The organism is SAR86 cluster bacterium (genome assembly GCA_029268615.1).
In the GTDB taxonomy this organism is placed as follows: Bacteria; Pseudomonadota; Gammaproteobacteria; order Magnimaribacterales; family Magnimaribacteraceae; genus JAQWNM01.
The window spans coordinates 32,321-48,934 of record JAQWNM010000012.1; the positions used below are offsets into that span (position 1 = coordinate 32,321).

18 protein-coding genes are annotated in these 16,614 nt (G+C 33.9%); all 18 read right to left on the reverse strand.

The window, feature by feature from the left end; all coding sequences use genetic code 11:
- Position 1 precedes the first annotated feature (1 nt).
- Complete coding sequence (gene lpdA, locus P8J93_06535; GenBank protein ID MDG2061452.1) at positions 2-1,432, reverse strand: dihydrolipoyl dehydrogenase; 1,431 nt, start codon at positions 1,430-1,432, stop codon at positions 2-4.
- An 11-nt stretch (positions 1,433-1,443) separates the two neighbouring features.
- Positions 1,444-2,205, reverse strand: a complete 762-nt coding sequence (locus P8J93_06540; protein MDG2061453.1) for a succinate dehydrogenase iron-sulfur subunit — start codon at positions 2,203-2,205, stop codon at positions 1,444-1,446.
- Position 2,206: 1 nt separating this feature from the next.
- Complete coding sequence (gene sdhA, locus P8J93_06545; protein MDG2061454.1) at positions 2,207-4,000, reverse strand: succinate dehydrogenase flavoprotein subunit; 1,794 nt, start codon at positions 3,998-4,000, stop codon at positions 2,207-2,209.
- Between the two features lie 6 nt (positions 4,001-4,006).
- Entirely contained in the window at positions 4,007-4,357 is a 351-nt protein-coding gene (sdhD, locus tag P8J93_06550) for a succinate dehydrogenase, hydrophobic membrane anchor protein (GenBank protein ID MDG2061455.1), read from the reverse strand.
- A gap of 2 nt (positions 4,358-4,359) precedes the next feature.
- Positions 4,360-4,743, reverse strand: a complete 384-nt coding sequence (gene sdhC, locus P8J93_06555; GenBank protein ID MDG2061456.1) for a succinate dehydrogenase, cytochrome b556 subunit — start codon at positions 4,741-4,743, stop codon at positions 4,360-4,362.
- Positions 4,744-4,821: 78 nt separating this feature from the next.
- A complete protein-coding gene (locus P8J93_06560; GenBank protein ID MDG2061457.1) occupies positions 4,822-6,063 on the reverse strand; it encodes an MFS transporter in 1,242 nt (413 codons plus the stop codon).
- Complete coding sequence (locus P8J93_06565) at positions 6,056-8,194, reverse strand: S9 family peptidase (protein MDG2061458.1); 2,139 nt, start codon at positions 8,192-8,194, stop codon at positions 6,056-6,058. The genes P8J93_06560 and P8J93_06565 overlap by 8 nt, the downstream gene beginning before the upstream one ends.
- Positions 8,195-8,196: 2 nt before the next feature.
- Positions 8,197-9,567 carry a ribosome biogenesis GTPase Der gene (der, locus tag P8J93_06570; protein ID MDG2061459.1) on the reverse strand — a complete coding sequence of 457 codons (1,371 nt, stop codon included), beginning with the start codon at positions 9,565-9,567 and terminating at the stop codon, positions 8,197-8,199.
- Between the two features lie 37 nt (positions 9,568-9,604).
- Positions 9,605-10,780, reverse strand: coding sequence for an outer membrane protein assembly factor BamB (gene bamB / locus P8J93_06575; GenBank protein ID MDG2061460.1), 1,176 nt, complete (start codon positions 10,778-10,780; stop codon positions 9,605-9,607).
- Positions 10,777-11,424, reverse strand: a complete 648-nt coding sequence (locus tag P8J93_06580; GenBank protein MDG2061461.1) for a tetratricopeptide repeat protein — start codon at positions 11,422-11,424, stop codon at positions 10,777-10,779. The genes bamB and P8J93_06580 overlap by 4 nt, the downstream gene beginning before the upstream one ends.
- Before the next feature lie 2 nt (positions 11,425-11,426).
- Complete coding sequence (hisS, locus tag P8J93_06585; GenBank protein ID MDG2061462.1) at positions 11,427-12,704, reverse strand: histidine--tRNA ligase; 1,278 nt, start codon at positions 12,702-12,704, stop codon at positions 11,427-11,429.
- A 6-nt stretch (positions 12,705-12,710) separates the two neighbouring features.
- Positions 12,711-13,832, reverse strand: a complete 1,122-nt coding sequence (ispG, locus tag P8J93_06590) for a flavodoxin-dependent (E)-4-hydroxy-3-methylbut-2-enyl-diphosphate synthase (protein MDG2061463.1) — start codon at positions 13,830-13,832, stop codon at positions 12,711-12,713.
- Positions 13,810-14,634, reverse strand: a complete 825-nt coding sequence (locus P8J93_06595; GenBank protein ID MDG2061464.1) for a helix-turn-helix domain-containing protein — start codon at positions 14,632-14,634, stop codon at positions 13,810-13,812. The genes ispG and P8J93_06595 overlap by 23 nt, the downstream gene beginning before the upstream one ends.
- A gap of 24 nt (positions 14,635-14,658) precedes the next feature.
- On the reverse strand, positions 14,659-15,069 hold the full coding sequence (gene ndk / locus P8J93_06600) for a nucleoside-diphosphate kinase (GenBank protein MDG2061465.1): 411 nt from the start codon (positions 15,067-15,069) through the stop codon (positions 14,659-14,661).
- A gap of 55 nt (positions 15,070-15,124) precedes the next feature.
- Positions 15,125-15,319, reverse strand: coding sequence for a Fe-S cluster assembly protein IscX (gene iscX, locus P8J93_06605; protein ID MDG2061466.1), 195 nt, complete (start codon positions 15,317-15,319; stop codon positions 15,125-15,127).
- A 6-nt stretch (positions 15,320-15,325) separates the two neighbouring features.
- Positions 15,326-15,664 carry an ISC system 2Fe-2S type ferredoxin gene (fdx, locus tag P8J93_06610; protein MDG2061467.1) on the reverse strand — a complete coding sequence of 113 codons (339 nt, stop codon included), beginning with the start codon at positions 15,662-15,664 and terminating at the stop codon, positions 15,326-15,328.
- 23 nt (positions 15,665-15,687) lie between these two features.
- Complete coding sequence (locus P8J93_06615; protein MDG2061468.1) at positions 15,688-16,053, reverse strand: iron-sulfur cluster assembly accessory protein; 366 nt, start codon at positions 16,051-16,053, stop codon at positions 15,688-15,690.
- A gap of 18 nt (positions 16,054-16,071) precedes the next feature.
- The gene (iscU, locus tag P8J93_06620; protein MDG2061469.1) at positions 16,072-16,449 is read right to left on the reverse strand and encodes a Fe-S cluster assembly scaffold IscU; all 378 of its coding nucleotides are present in this window, start codon (positions 16,447-16,449) and stop codon (positions 16,072-16,074) included.
- Between the last annotated feature and the right edge of the window lie 165 nt (positions 16,450-16,614).

Consider the following 16,614-nt stretch of genomic DNA (forward strand, 5'->3'; position numbering starts at 1 on the left):
GCTATCTCCTCCTATTGCCAATATGAATTGCATTACCTCTCGAAGCTAATACTGCCTCATGCAAAGCTTCTGAAAAAGTAGGATGGCTAAACATTACCAAACCCAGATCTTCGGCTGTAGAGTCAAACTCCATTGAAATGAGTCCTTGCTGGACAATATCAGCAGCCGAAGGACCAATAACATGAACGCCTAGTATTGAATCATCTTTTTTATCGGTAATAACTTTAACAAATCCTTGAGTCTCATCTGCTGCCAGAGCTCTTCCACTTGCCTGAAAGGGAAAAACGCCTGAACTTATATCAATCCCACTAGCTTCTGCTTCTTGAGAAGTTAATCCCACCCAAGCTATTTCCGGATGAGTATAAATAACTGAAGGTATTCTTCCATAATTGATTTCCCCTCCATCTCCTGCAAGAATTTCAGCTACCATAACACCTTCTTCACTTGCTTTGTGAGCTAACATGGGACCCCTAACCACATCCCCAATAGCATAAACTCCATTAAGATTAGTTTCACAAAATTCGTTAACTTTAATAAATCCTCTTTCGTCAATTTCCAATCCTAAATCTGGTCCTAAGACTTTTTCAGAAGAAGGTTTTCTACCTACAGCAACTATTAAATTATCTAAAATAATAGATTTTTTTTCATTAGCATTTACATAAGAAAGGTTTACTTTATTATTCTCTATAATGGCAGTCTCTACCTTAGAGCCTAATAATATTTCTAAACCTTGACCTTCTAATATTTTTTTTGCTTCGGAAGCTATCTGGGTATCAGCCATAGGAAGAAACTCTTCTAAAGCTTCCAGTATAACTACATTAGAGCCTAATCTTGACCATACACTTCCTAATTCAAGACCAATTGCTCCTGCGCCAATTACTCCTAAATTTCCTGGTACTTTCTTTAATCTTAGTGCTCCAGTAGAATTAAGAATTATTTCTTGATCTATATTCAATCCCGGCAAATCTATTGGTTTAGATCCTGTTGCTATTATAATTTTATCTCCAAAAACCTCTTTAACTGAGCCATCTTTTAGATTAATTAGTACCTTATTTGAATCCTGAAGAATAGCCTCTCCCATTAAGGTATTGACCTTATTTAACTTAAAGAGTCCTGCTACTCCTGATGTCAATCCAGAAACAATCTTGTCTTTCCGAGACATCATAGATTCAATATTCATCTTTAGATTTTCTAATTCAATACCATGTATTGAAAAATCTGATGAAGCATTTCTAAAATGATAGGAACTATCTAACAAAGCTTTCGAAGGTATACATCCCACATTAAGGCAAGTTCCCCCTAAAATTGCTGTTTCTTCAGATCCACATTTCTCAATACAAAGAACATTAAGTCCTAATTGTGCGGATCTTATGGCAGCTACATAACCACCTGGACCTGAGCCTACAATAATTACATCGTAGTGATCGGACATACTTCCTCCTTTTATACTTTTTTCTTTCTTTGTACCAATTTATTTTTAATTTCTGATATTGCCTTTGTAGGATTTAACCCTTTAGGACAAACAGAAGTACAATTCATAATTCCGTGACATCGATAAACACTAAAAGCATCCTCTAAATTATCTAACCTTTCTTCAGTAGCTTCATCTCTTGTGTCAGCTATAAATCTCCAAGATTGTAATAAAGCAGCTGGGCCCAAAAATTTATCTGGGTTCCACCAAAACGAAGGACAAGCTGTCGTGCAACAACCGCAAAGTATACATTCATACAAACCATCTAACTCTTCACGTTCTTCGGGAGACTGAGTTCTTTCTTGTTCTGGAGCATTAGTTTCTGTAATTAGATATGGCTTTACTTTTTCTAATTGATCAAAAAATTGCTTCATATCAACAATCAAATCTCGAATTATAGGAAGGCCAGGTAAAGGTCTTAAAATTATTTTATTATTTCTTAAAACTTCTGATAGAGGAGTCACGCAAGCCAATCCATTCTTTCCATTTATATTCATACCATCTGAACCACACACTCCTTCTCTACATGACCTTCTATAGGCAAGTGAAGGTTCTTTCTCCTTCGCTAAATGTAAAAGATCTAAAACCATAATATCTTTTTCAGCAGGCACATCTATTTCTAATTCCTGCATGTAAGGATCCCTATCATCTTTTTCTTGATAACGATAAACGCTTAAGGTGACTGTTTTATATTCCGTAAAAGGAATGGACTCTAGAGGTATAGTTGAGCTCATCTCAATAAGACCTTACTGCTGGTTGAAAAGCTTGGACTGTTTTGGGTCTAAAATTAACCTCTCTTTTTGAAACGGATTTATCTGAAGAAAAATAGATAGAGTGTGCTAACCAATTCTCATCATCGCGATCAGGAAAGTCATCTCTGGCGTGAGCTCCTCTGCTTTCTTTTCTTTCGTTTGCTGTGATAGCAGTTGCTTCTGCAACTTCGAATAGATTTTGCATCTCTAATGCTTCTATTCTAGCTGTATTAAACTCTGACGATTTATCTGGCATAAAAATATTATCTACATCCTCATGCATATTTTCAATTTCTTTTATCCCAACTTGCATAAGATCTTCTCGTCTGAATACACCAAAATTCGTTTGCATATTTTCCTGCATCTCTTTTTTTAATTCGCTAGCTTGCTTCCCTTGAGAAGATTCATTAAGTTTATTAAGTCTTTCTGCTGCTTTTTCTATGTCATCAGCATTTGGTTTAGCTAATTCTATACCTTGTTTCATCGATTTTTCTATATGGATTCCTGCTGCTCTTCCAAATACAACTAGATCTAATAAAGAGTTACCACCTAGTCGATTTCCACCATGAACCGAGACACAAGCTACCTCACCAGCTGCATATAGACCTTTCACTGGAGTATCCTCTCCATTAATCCTTGTTAAAACCTCACCATTTAAGTTTGTAGGGATTCCTCCCATCATATAATGACAAGTGGGTACAACTGGGATAGGGGAGACTGCAGGGTCAACACCTGCAAAAGTTTTAGAAAGTTCAGTTACTCCTGGCAATCTCTTATGCACCACTTCAGGTCCTAAATGATCTAACTTTAAATATATATGATCTGCCTTTGGTCCCACACCTCTTCCTTCTATAATTTCTAGCGCCATAGATCTTGCTACAACATCTCTGCCAGCTAGATCTTTTGCGTTTGGGGCATATCTTTCCATGAATCTTTCACCATCTTTATTTATCAAGATACCGCCTTCCCCTCTGCATCCCTCAGTTACCAAAGTACCTGCTCCATAGATTCCTGTAGGATGAAATTGCCACATTTCAATGTCTTGTACTGGCAAGCCTGCTCTTAAAGCCATTCCTATTCCATCTCCAGAATTAATTAAAGCATTTGTTGTAGAAGCATATATCCTTCCCGCTCCTCCAGTAGCTAAAACTGTTGCTTTTGATCTTATAAAACATATTTCTCCACTTGCTATCTCAAAAGCAACAACTCCGACCACATCTTTATTGACATTTAGAACAAGATCAACGACAAACCACTCATTTAAAAAACTTGTTCCCGCTTTTAAATTGGCTTGATACAAAGTATGAAGTAAAGAATGACCGGTTCTATCTGCAGCTGCACAAGTCCTAGATGCTTGACCTCCTTTTCCGTAATCTTTAGATTGGCCACCAAAAGGTCGCTGATAAATTCTTCCTTCTTCTGTTCTTGAAAATGGTAATCCCATATGCTCCAATTCAAAAATTGCCTTTGGGCCAACGCTACACATATATTCAATTGCTTCTTGATCACCTATATAGTCTGACCCTTTTACAGTATCAAACATATGCCATCTCCAATCATCATCCGGATCATCACTGGCTATAGCACAAGTAATGCCTCCTTGTGCCGAGACAGTATGAGATCTAGTAGGAAAAACCTTAGATAAGACGGCAGTATTAAGGCCAGATTGAGCAAGCTGCAAGGAGGCTCGCATACCCGCACCCCCTCCTCCAATAATAATCCCATCAAAATCTTTAACTGGAAGATCTTTAGCCGTAATAGTTTCGTTTACTAACATAATTGTTTACCAAATAATAAAAAGTGACCAAATCAGGATTATTAAAATAATTAGAGCACAAATTAATCTATAACCTCCATAAATATATCTTGAAAATGATCCTAACATGCGCGGAGTCAAGTAATCAGTGCCGACTACCCAAGTACCTAACCATGCATGAATAGAAAAAGCCATAGTGCTAAGGGAAGTAAATATTTTCATCCAGAAGGAATTATATAATTGATTCCAAAAATCAAAACTAATAGGAGAATTCAAAATAAGAATTGAGCTTACAACCAGAAAATAAGCTGCAAGAATAATTGCTGAAATTCTAATCCATATATAGTCTCTAGTTCCTGAACCTAATATTCCTTTCATGTCTACCATAAAAATACTATGGATAATAAAAGAGAGCACATAAATAAAAAAAGAGTTACCCAACTTAGTATTTGGGAAGATCGAAGAGTTTCTCCTATTCCAAAAAAATCTGCTAATAGATGCTTTATGCCAGCCAGGAGATGATAGAGAAAAGCTGACACCATAAGTATCATAAAAACTTTTAAAAATGGTGTTTCAAGTTGGACAAGTAGAGATTGAAAACTTGATTTAGAGCTTAATGAACGATCTAAAATCCAAACAAAAGATAAAAAACCAAAAAAGATAGCTACTCCACATATCCTATGTAATATTGATACAACACCACTTATAGGCAAATGCATTGTAGTTAAATCTAAATTTACAGGTCTAGTATCTTTTTCAATCACTGTATTAATTTTGAATTATTTTAGGTCTTAGGCGCGACGAGGAGTTAATTATAGATTGAGTAAAGGTTAATGCAATGACTATTTATCGAGATTTAAACTTGGTAAAAGTAAGAAAATTAAGATTAAAATAGGTAGAATCATCATAAATGGCAGGTCTCTAGAAATTTCGTATAAAAAACCACCACTTAAAGGCCCTATAGTAAAGCCAAGTCCAGGAGCAACCATGGCTAAGCCTACAGCAGCGCCTTGATTTTTAGAACTCGAATTCAAAGAAGCTGTTGCTGTATACCCTGGTGAAGCAAGACCCATTGCAATACCTATTGACGACATCCCAAAAACGATAATCAAAAAATTAGGTGAAAAAACTATTAATAATGATCCTGCAGCAAAAAAAGGTAATGAATACTTCAACAAATTAATCGATGGTCCAATGTATTTTTGAACAAAAGTTAGTTGTACTAAGATAGAAGCCGCTGCCATAGAACCAAGTGATGCAGCAGAATAAGAGGCCGTCTGATAGAAATCAAAGTTAAATCTATCTTGAAGATAAAAAGCAGTGACTGATTGAATAATTGCAAAAGAGATAAAAACAAGCGTACCAATTACCATCAGTAATCTTAAGTTCTTATCTAGTACTTTACTGAAATCTTCTTGTCCAGCTAGATCTATTGCCTTCAATTCAGATTCAGGTAAATAAATAAATACTACAATAAATATTAATAATGTAATGAGAGTCATTATTAGAATAGGAGTCAGTAAACTTAATGATGGCGTGTCTGAACTAAAAAAACTAAAACCTACTAAAGTTCCAACCAGAACGGGACCTAAAATAGTTCCTAAATTATTTGCTGCTCCAAACTTACCCATCCCTGCAGACCTTTCTTCTTCTGAAGTTATATCTGCGATATAAGCTCCAGTAGCAGGGCGCTGACCAGCTACCAAAGAAGAATTCAAGATCCTTACAAATAAAATTAACGAGAAAATAAAAATAAAAGAAAAAGTCTTAGTAAGGCCTTGGTAGACAATAAATGAAAACAACAATGTAGTAATAACATACCCAATCAAACCCAATAATAAAACTTTTTTTCTTCCTACTCTATCGCTCAATCTTCCCCAAGAAGGAGTTAACACCAAAAAAACTAAAGAAGAAGTGGAGATGATTGATGTTATTTGAGTTTCAGTAAATCCAAATTCCCTTCCCAGGATAGGCATGATTTGCCAATATACTGACTGGCCCATGCTTATAAAAACAATAGCCATCATAAGAACCCAGATAATTCTATCTGAGTTTTTGTGACTTTGAGAAATTATATTACTCACTCTCTTTATCCAGTCTCAATAGAAATGCATATTCCATTGCTACTTCATTGAGACTAGCAAATCTTCCACTAACCCCGCTATGACCTGCCTTTAGATTCATTTTCATAATAATGGGGTTCAAAGATGTAGAATAATCTCTTAGTTTGGCTACATATTTTGCTGGCTCAAAATACTGAACTTGGGAGTCCCAAAATCCGGCTGTCACGAATATAGCTGGATAAAATAATGCTTTGATATTGTCATAAGGAGAGTAACTAAGCATATAATTAAACTCATCTTTATTTTCTGGATTTCCCCACTCTTCGTACTCTCCAGTTGTAAGAGGGATAGAAGGATCAGACATAGTGGTTATTACATCAACAAAAGGAACATTAGAAATTATGCCTTTAAAAAGTTCTGGTTCCATATTTATAACGGCACCCATTAATAAACCACCAGCGCTTCCTCCTCCTGCATAAACTTTATTTGGAGAACCAAAACCTAAATCTATTAGTTCTTTTGTGGTATCAATAAAATCATAGAAAGTATTTTTCTTCTTGAACATTTTACCATCTTCATACCATGCCCTTCCAAGCTCTTGTCCACCTCTAACATGTGAAATGGCATATACAAATCCCCTATCTAGTAAAGAAAGTCGAGTTGAACTAAAGCTTGCATCAATTGAGTGGCCATAGGACCCATAACCATAAATGAATAATGGATTCACACCTTTTACAAACTTATCTTTTCTATACACTAATGACACGGGAACATAGGTTCCATCGCGAACTTTTATATTTAATCTCTTAACAAGATAATTATTTTTTTCGAAATTACCCTTTACTTCAGCCTCTTTCAAAAGGACTTTTCTCGCCGTTTTCAAAGAAACTGAATATATGCTATCTGGTACTCTTAGACTGCTATATCCAATATTTAACTTACTTGTCTCATATTCTGGATTAGCAGATAAATATAAACTATAAGACGGATCATTGAACTTTAGTGTCTTTTGATTTTTTGCTTGAGGATCGAAAATTAATATCTGGCTAAGACCTTTTACTCTTCTTTTAATCACCAAATTAGAAGGAAAAGTTAAAAATGATTGTATTAGTTGATCTTTGTTATGCTTGATTAACTCTTTCCATTTATTTTTCTTATGTACTGCACTAATTTTTGACTCCATGATCCTAAAATTCTTTGCCTTCCAGTTAGTCAATATAACAAATCTATCTCCATCATCTTCAATAGAGTAAATATGATCATCTTCTCTTGGTAAAACTACTAAAAGCTTTGATAGAGGCTTATCAGCCTCCATTAACCTAACCTCTGAACTATTAGAACTACTTATATCTAATTCTATATATTTCTTTGATCTAGAGTTTCCTACCGACAAATAAAAAGTATCGTCTCTCTCCTCGTAGACTAGTTCATCCAGATTTTGATTTTCTCCAATAGAGTGCCTGTACAACCTATAAGGTAATAAAGTTTCTGGATGCCTAAGGACATAAAAAAAGAAATTTCCATCTGCAGACCACGCCATATCTCCAGATGTATTTTTTAGAGATATCTCAGATTCTTTTTGCGAATCAATGTCACGAAAAAATATTTCATACTCTCTCCTGCCCGACACATCTTGAGCATAGGCAATAATATTTTCAGAAGGTGCAATACTCCAGTTTGCTATTTGATAAAACTCAGATCCTGATGCAAGTTCATTTACATCTAAAATTACATTCTCCTTGCTATTCTTAGATTTTCTTCTTACATATATTGGATGTTCCTTTTCGGGCTTATATCTCCTGAAGTACTCAAAAGAGCCCATCCTAATTGGCACCGAATCTTCCTTTCTTGGAACCCTTGAAACAATTTCATCAAATAATTCTTTTCTAGAATCAAGATCAGATTTAAACCACTTCTCTGTGTATACATTTTCTTTCTTCAAATGACTAATAATTTTCTTACTTTTTCTAGAATCATCCCTCATCCAATGATAGTTATCTATCCTTTCAACGCCATGAGCTTGCATTACAAAAGGGATCTTTTCTGGATTTGGAGCAGTATTTTTCATATTTTCTTTTACACTAGAAGAAGTAAAGACCTGAGAAGATGCAAAGACTAACAGAAAAAAGAAATATCTTATTGAAGTATTCAATTTTATTTACTTCTTTTTTTAATAATGCGCCTACGTTTTTTCTTTTGCCTCTCGGTCAGCAAATTCTTCTTATCTTTAAAAGGGTTATCACTATCTTTCATCCTGATAGATAATGGACTTCCAGATAAATCAAGATGTGCCCTAAAAAAATTCTCTAAATATTTAATGTAAGAGGCTTGAAGTAAAGAAGTATTATTGCCATGAATAATTATAGTTAAAGGGTTTTTACCTCCCAAATGGGCATACTTCAACTTAGGTCTAAATCTACCTGACATAGTTGGAGGCTGGTTTTCTATAGCTAGTCTTAATAGTGAATTCATCTCAGAAGTATCTAAATCTTGATTAGCTGCCTTATAAGTCTCGAGGGAAACTTTTAAGAGTTTACCTATCCCCTTTCCTTCTTTGGCTGAAATAAAAACACGCCTTATATAAGGAGAAAATCTAAGTTTTCTTTCTATCTGAATTTCCAGATCCTTCTTATCCTCAGCTTTCAAGATATCAACCTTATTAATACCTAAAATTACAGATTTTCCCATAGCTAATGTCAGACTTATTAAAGTAATATCTTGATCTACAATATTTTCAGAGCCATCAATTAATAAAATTGCTAAATGAGAATTTCTAATTGCAGAAATCGATTTTCTAACAAAAGACTTTTCATTAAACTCTTGAATTGACCTTTTTCGTCTCATCCCTGCTGTATCTACTATGGAAATTTTTTTACCTCTATATACAAATTCATCTTCTATAGAATCTCTTGTTGTGCCTGCTTCAGATGAAACTACCGCCCTTTCCTTTCCTAATAATTTATTTAATAAAGTTGACTTACCTACATTTGGCCTCCCAATAATAGTGACTGTCATATTTTTAGATCCTATGTCTTCGTCTTCAGATATATCTGACTCCCTCAGAATATCGCCTAAATCTCCTATACCTCTATTATGTGCTGCTGAAATATATAGAACTTCATCGTAGCCTAAGATGGAAAATTCATTAACTTCAGAATTATCAGAGACTGAATCTATTTTATTTACAACCGGAATTATTTTTTTATTAGCCTTTCTTAGTTTATTAGAAATTTCAGTATCCAAAGGTTGTAGGCCTTCTTTAGCATCTAAAATTAAAAGAAAAGTATCTGCTTCATCTATAGCAAATTCAGTTTGCTCTAAAATCTGTTGACTTAAATTTCCAGTAGCGCCTATACCCCCTGTATCAATCAAAACAATCGACGAATCTCTTAATTTGCCATACTTTCTATCTCTTGTTAATCCAGGATAATCAGCAACTACCGATGAGTTAGATCTAGTTAAAAGATTAAAGATTGTTGATTTACCAACATTTGGTCTGCCAATAAGGGCAACTATTGATGACATGCAAAACCTCGAAATGGATTTGTATGATTATAATAAATTAATTCACTGATAGTGATATTAATAAGCCCGATTTATCAGTTGCAAGGATAGAATTGGAAAAAGTTACTATATGATCTATTGCCTTACCAGAGATCTTCTTTCTACCTATCAAATCTCCATTCTTCGAATCAAGAATATGAATATATCCTTCTGAATCTCCTACAATAATATTACTCTGCAAGTTAACGGGCGACGTTAATCCTCTTAATTTTAATCCAGCTTGTTGCCAAAGAGTTATTCCTGTAGATAAACCGAAACCTTCAATTATATCTTTGGCGTTTATACCAACTATTCTAGACCTTACATTAGTTAAATCTTTTGTGGTTGAAAACTTTTCTTGCCATACAGGCCTACCATTTGTTAAATCTATAGAAGTAATATTTCCTTGGTAACTTGCAGCCACATAGAACTTTCCATCTATGACAGCCTGCCCATCTATATCAACTATTCTTTCAAGTTCTGACTTACCTTCGTTAATTGAAAGCGGCAATTCCCATCTAACCGAACCTGAGTCTGAAGAAATCATAACTGCTTTACCATTTGCAAAAGTAGCTATTACTTGACCTCCTGCTATTAGCGGAGTAGAAGTTCCTCTTAGACTTAGATTTGGAACTTTAGAGGAGTAAACCCAATCAATTGCACCACTTTTAAAATCAAGAGCTGTAACTTTTCCATCAGAAGTTTGAGCTATCACTATAGAACCATCTGTAACAGGAGGAGATAGAATTTCGCTTGTTAATTGAGTTCTCCATAACTGAATCCCATCCTTAGAGTTAAAAGCCACAATTTCTCCATCTAAGGTTCCAATGAAAATTTTCTTGTAACCAAATCCAGTGGAGGCAGAAATATAATCACGAGTTTTTTTAACCCATATTTCTTTTCCTGTAGTTGAAGATAAGGATACAATTTCTCCCTCACTAGAAGCAAAATAAATAAAATCATTAGTAATGACTGGTATATTAGAACCAAATCCTATTTCTGGACCTATCTTCTTCTTCCAAAGGATTGTAACTTTAGTCTTGTTATTAAATTCCTGTAATTCAGCAGGAAGTTCTATCTCTTCTTCATCATCGCCCCAAAATTTAAGCCCAGAAAGACTAGAAAAGTTTGCACATCCGGAGATCAAAATAATTAGTACAGAAAATAAAAGAAATTTGGGATTAAAATTTCTCATTTCTCATCTTTTAGATCAGCTATTTTCATAGAAATTATATTCCGTAAAAGTTGGCTTTGGTATAGATTTAATGCCTCTAAATAATTTATTTTAGCGCCCTCTAAGTCTCCTAATTTAATTAAGGCATCGCCTTTTAATTCGAATAATTCTGCAGACATAATCGATGCACTTTCTGCTAAGTCAATTGCTTCTTGAGGCCTATCTTCTAATAATAGCTTAATCAATCTTATTCTAGATATCTCTGCAAGAGGCTTCTCTTCAGAGAACCATGTATCAGAAGCCCTGTTCAGAACCCATCTCAGTTCTTTCTCAGCACTAATAGTGTCTTCTTTAGCAACATAGTATTTTGCTAAATAAAGGGCTAAAAGGTCTGCATAGCCAGAAGATAAATATTGATTTTTTATCCTTAGAGCCTCATCTATCATCTCATCCGAAGGCAATTCTCCTTCAATGTATGAACCAGTAAATTTTTCAAAGTCATTTGAAGCGTTGATAGAGGTTTTTAAGGAAGAATTTTTGAAATAATCCCAACTTAGAATCCCGATTGAAAATAATACTAAAATAGTCAATAAGAGATATTTATACTTATCCCACCATTCTCTTGCTTTTTCTAACTGCTCGTCTTCTGAAAAATTATTAGACATAACTAATTTATATAAGTTTTAATTTCTTTTACTAGATTTACAAAAGAAACTTCTTTTTGTTCTTTTTGATTTCTAAGATCTTTAATGGAAACCTTTTTTTTCTGTAGTTCATTATCTCCCAGTATTAATGCCAACCTTGATCCCTCCTTATCCGCTCTCTTTAATTGCGTAGCTAATTTTTCAGGTCCAAAGTGAAGCTTAATCTTTAACGAAGGAAGAGAATCTCGTATTTCTTCAGTTAATTTTTGAGCAACAGAAAAACTATTATCTCCTATGCAGATAAAATATGCATCCAATTGGTTAAATTTATCAGTAGATTGGTTATCCATTTGATCTAATAAAAGTATAACTCTTTCTAGTCCTATGGAAAAACCTACTCCAAAAGATTCCTTTCCACTTATTTTTTGAACCAATCCATCATATCTTCCACCTCCACAAATAGAATCTTGGGATCCTAATAGATTAGTTTTCCATTCAAAAACAGTATCATTATAATAATCTAAGCCTCTAACTAAATTTGAGTTCAATTCAAATTTTATACCACTATCTTCAAGTAAATTTAAAACTTCGCTTAAGTAATTTTTACTTTGCGAATCCAAAAAGTCATATATTTTTGGAGCATCTTTAAGAATATCTTGAATTTCTGAAGACTTTGAATCTAAAATTCTAAGTGGGTTTTTTTCAATTCTTGTTATAATTTCTTTATTGAAATCTGATTTAAAATTATCTAAATAACTTTTTAATTCGAAAGTATATTTCTTTCTCGAAGTTTCATTACCTAGACTATTTATTTCAAGCTTTATACCATCGTTTATCCCTATTGCCCTCCAGAGTCTAGCTGAGAGCATAATTACTTCAGCATCAATATTGGGCGTCTTCATTCCATAAGCTTCAACACTAGCTTGATGAAATTGTCGAAATCTTCCCTTTTGGGGTCTTTCATGTCGAAACATTGGCCCCATATACCAAAGTCTAGGGCTATCTGTTCTAATAAGATCATTTTCAAGACAAGCCCTTAAACAGCCTGCTGTACCCTCAGGCCTCAATGAAATGCTGTCTCCTCCTCTATCCAAAAAAGTATACATTTCTTTCGAAACAATATCAGTTTGTGCTCCTATAGAGCGATCAAATAATTCAGTAAATTCTAATAATGGGAATCTAATTTCTTCATACCCATAAGAACTAAATACATTTCTTATTTGATTTTCTATTAATTGCCAAGATTGTATTTCAGCTGGAATAATATCTTGCATGCCCCTTATAGTTTTAGTTTTGATCATAGTTAATTATTTTATTGATTTAATAATAACCTCATCAGTTTTTTTGTTGGAGGGCTCTTTGATCTTTCTTCTTATTAGTCTTTCGAAGTGATCAACCAAAGACTCACTATCTATTTTGTGATCAGGTTTCCCATCTATATAAATTAAATTCTTGGGTGAAGCTCCAGTAACGCCAATTGAAACATGCTTAGATTCTCCCGGCCCATTAACATAACAACCTATAACTGCCACATCTAGACTTTCTTGAATGTCTTCAAGTCTACTTTCTAATTGATTCATTGTACCAATAACATCAAAATTCATTCTAGAACAGCTCGGACAAGCAATAAAATTTATCCCCTTTGACCTTAATCTTAAGCTTTTTAAAATATCAAATCCTACCTTAATCTCATTTTCCGGTTCAGAAGCTAAAGAAATTCTTATTGTGTCCCCAATACCTTCCATTAATAATGAGCCGATACCAACTGATGATTTAACAGTGCCTGACCTAAACCCGCCTGCTTCTGTTATTCCAAGATGAAGGGGTTGATCTATCAAGTTAGATATTTTTTTATAACTTTCTATAGTCATATAAACATCTGACGCTTTAATACTTAATTTAAAATCGTCAAAATTCAAGGAGGACAGGATATCCACATGATTCATAGCTGACTCTACTAAAGCGTCTGGATTAGGCTCTCCATATTTCTTTTGCAGCTTCTTCTCTAATGAGCCTGCGTTAACACCAATTCTTAAAGGAATACTATTATCCTTAGCACAAGAAATAATTTCCTTGACCTTGCTCTTATTACCGATATTTCCTGGATTAATTCTAATACAATCTGCTCCAGCTTTAATTGACTTAATTGCCAAGCTATAATCAAAATGAATGTCTGCAACCAAAGGAATTAAAACTTGTTTTTTGATGGCTCTAAAACCTTCTAAAGATTCTTCATCTGGCACTGAAACTCTAATAATATCTGCACCAACCTTCTCCAATCTTTTAATTTGATGCACGGTTGAATCAACATCAGGCGTCTTGGTATTTGTCATGCTTTGGACAGTTATAGGTGCATCTCCTCCCACAGGCACATTTCCTACCATGATCTTTTTAGTTTTTCTTCTCTTATCTTGAAATGGTGAATTCATTACATGTTCCTGAAGGTAATACAATACAAGCAACATTAGTTGTCTTATTGTAAGATTTCATTAAATCAACTTTTTCTTCATTAAAAAACAAATCAACGTTATTAACATTACCGATTAAAACTCTTACCGGGAGCTCTACTTCTATATTAAGCGAAGACCCTTTCTCTTTTAAGCTATATTCTATAGATTTATTTCCATCTGACACCTCTACCCAACTTTCGCCAATAAAGTTCATTGATAATTTATCTACTAAACTTATAAATTCACCAATATTAAGATCTTCTTCTTGCAAAGAAATTAATCCTTCATCCTGTGCATACATCAATGTTTTCTCCTTAGATATGATGCCAGTATTGATATCCTTTTCTTGATCTGTGATTACAATGTCTATCTGCTCCACCTTATTTTCTTTAAAATTCATTGATTTAAATAAGTTAGAGATAGCTAACAATATGAAAAGAAAAGAAAGAAAAAGCCAATATTTGTATTTTTTTAAATTATAAAATATATCTTTTTTTGATAAATTCTCGTCTTTTTTTTCCGAGATATTTTTTGAAAATAAATAATTATTGTAAGATTTTAAGATCTTATCTGGATCAAGATCCAATTTTTTACAGTACGCTCTTAGATAGCCTTTTACGTAAGTTGGGCCTGGTAAACTATCATATTCTCTAGACTCTAAGGCTTCTAAAAATGAAACAGATATTTTTAACTCTTTAGACAAATCCTTAATTTTGAGGTTCTGTTTCTCTCTCTCTACTCTTAAAAGGCTTGATTCAGAATTTTCAAGACCTTCACTCATAGAATTAGTTAAGCTTTAAAAGATCTATGAATTAGGAAAAAAATATTCAACTTCCCTAGCAGCTGAAACTTCTGAATCAGAGCCATGGACAGCATTTGCATCAATAGAGTCAGCAAATTCAGCCCTAATTGAGCCTATTGCTGCTTCTTTAGGATTAGTATTCCCCATAAGTTCTCTATAATTTGAGATTGCTTCTTCTCCTTCTAGGATCTGCACCTGCACAGGACCAGAAGTCATAAATTTAATTAAATCAACAAAAAAAGATCTTTCTTTGTGCTCAGCATAAAAACCTTCAGCTTGTTCTTGAGTTAAAAGAATTTCTTTCTTTTCTATTATATTTAGTCCATTAGATTCAATTCTCTTACAAATATCATCCCTATAGCCTTTTGATATCGCGTCAGGTTTAATGATTGAAAGTGTTTTCTGTATTGACATATTAATTCTCTTATTTTATTAATAGCGCGGCATTATACTTAATATAAGAAAAGAGTTAATCAAGTTCTTCTATCCAAGCTGCTTGGATAGCTTCTAGTATCTGCTCATTTACACGACTTGGATCATCATCAAAGTCTTCAAGTTCAAGTACTTTTTGCATGAGGTCTGTAAAAAGTATATATCTTGGGTCAACATCCTCATAAATCTCTGATAATGAAATTGCAATATCATGAATATCAGTCCAAATCATATCTTTCTAGTTTGTTTCTGAAACCATATTAATAGTATATTTAGGAAGTTCAATCTCAAGCTCTTCATCCTTTACAATTAGTTGACAACTTAATCTTGAATTTGGTTCTAATCCCCAAGCTTTATCTAGCATGTCTTCTTCCTTGTCAGATGCCTCTTCTAAAGAATGAAATCCCTTACGAACTATTACATGGCAAGTTGTACAGGCGCAAGAGAGTTCACAAGCATGCTCTATGGGTACATCACTTTTAAGCAATGCTTCACATAGACTGTCTCCATCTTTAACTTCTAACTCCATACCATTAGGGCATGCCTCTTTATGAGGTAATATTCTAACCTTGGTCATTTATGTATATTTATCGAAATGAACTAAGAAATATCAAAGCTTTCACCGCAACCACAAACTGCTGTCACATTGGGATTATTGAAGATAATACCTTGATTAACTCCCTCAATTAAGAAATCAACCTTTGTGCCCATTAGATATTTAAAAGAATTATTGTCTACGAAGACCTTAAAAGAACTACAATCCAAGACAAAGTCTTCTCCATCTTGCGCTTTTTTAACATAATCCATTTCATAACTATAACCTGAGCAACCATCATTCTCTTTTACAGAGAATCTAACTCCTATAGCATCTTCTTGATCTATAAGTTTTTTTTGAAAATGAAGAACAGCCTCATCCGTTAAAGAGAATGAATTAGGATCAAAAGATAACGGCTTACTAGAAGACATTTTTTAATCTAATGGAAGTTAAAGTTTAGACTCGTAATCCTTTACTGCCTGATGAATACTTTCTTCAGCTAATACCGAGCAGTGCAGCTTTATAGGAGGAAGATCTAGAGCATCAGCAATATCTTTATTTTTTATTTCTTTAGCTTCTTCTAAAGTCTTACCTAGCAGCATATCTACGAGTTCACTTGACGAAGCAATTGCTGAACCACATCCATAAGTCTTAAACTTAGCGTCAATAATTTTATCGTTATCGTCCACTTCTATCATTAAAGACAATACATCACCACAAGCAGGTGCCCCTACCATACCATGACCTACATTAGGACTATCTTTATCTAATTTACCGACATTACGAGGGTTCTCATAATGTTCTAATACTTTATCACTATACGCCATTTCTTCTACCTCTATTCATCAAATAAAACAGTTAAACCATTTATATTTAATGCCTTCATTCCGAGTATCTTTTTATCTCGTTTGTTAATTATCTTTTCTTTTGTTTTCTTTACCTGGTCTGCATACCATTGCATTGTATAACCATCATTATGGCCACAGTTTGCT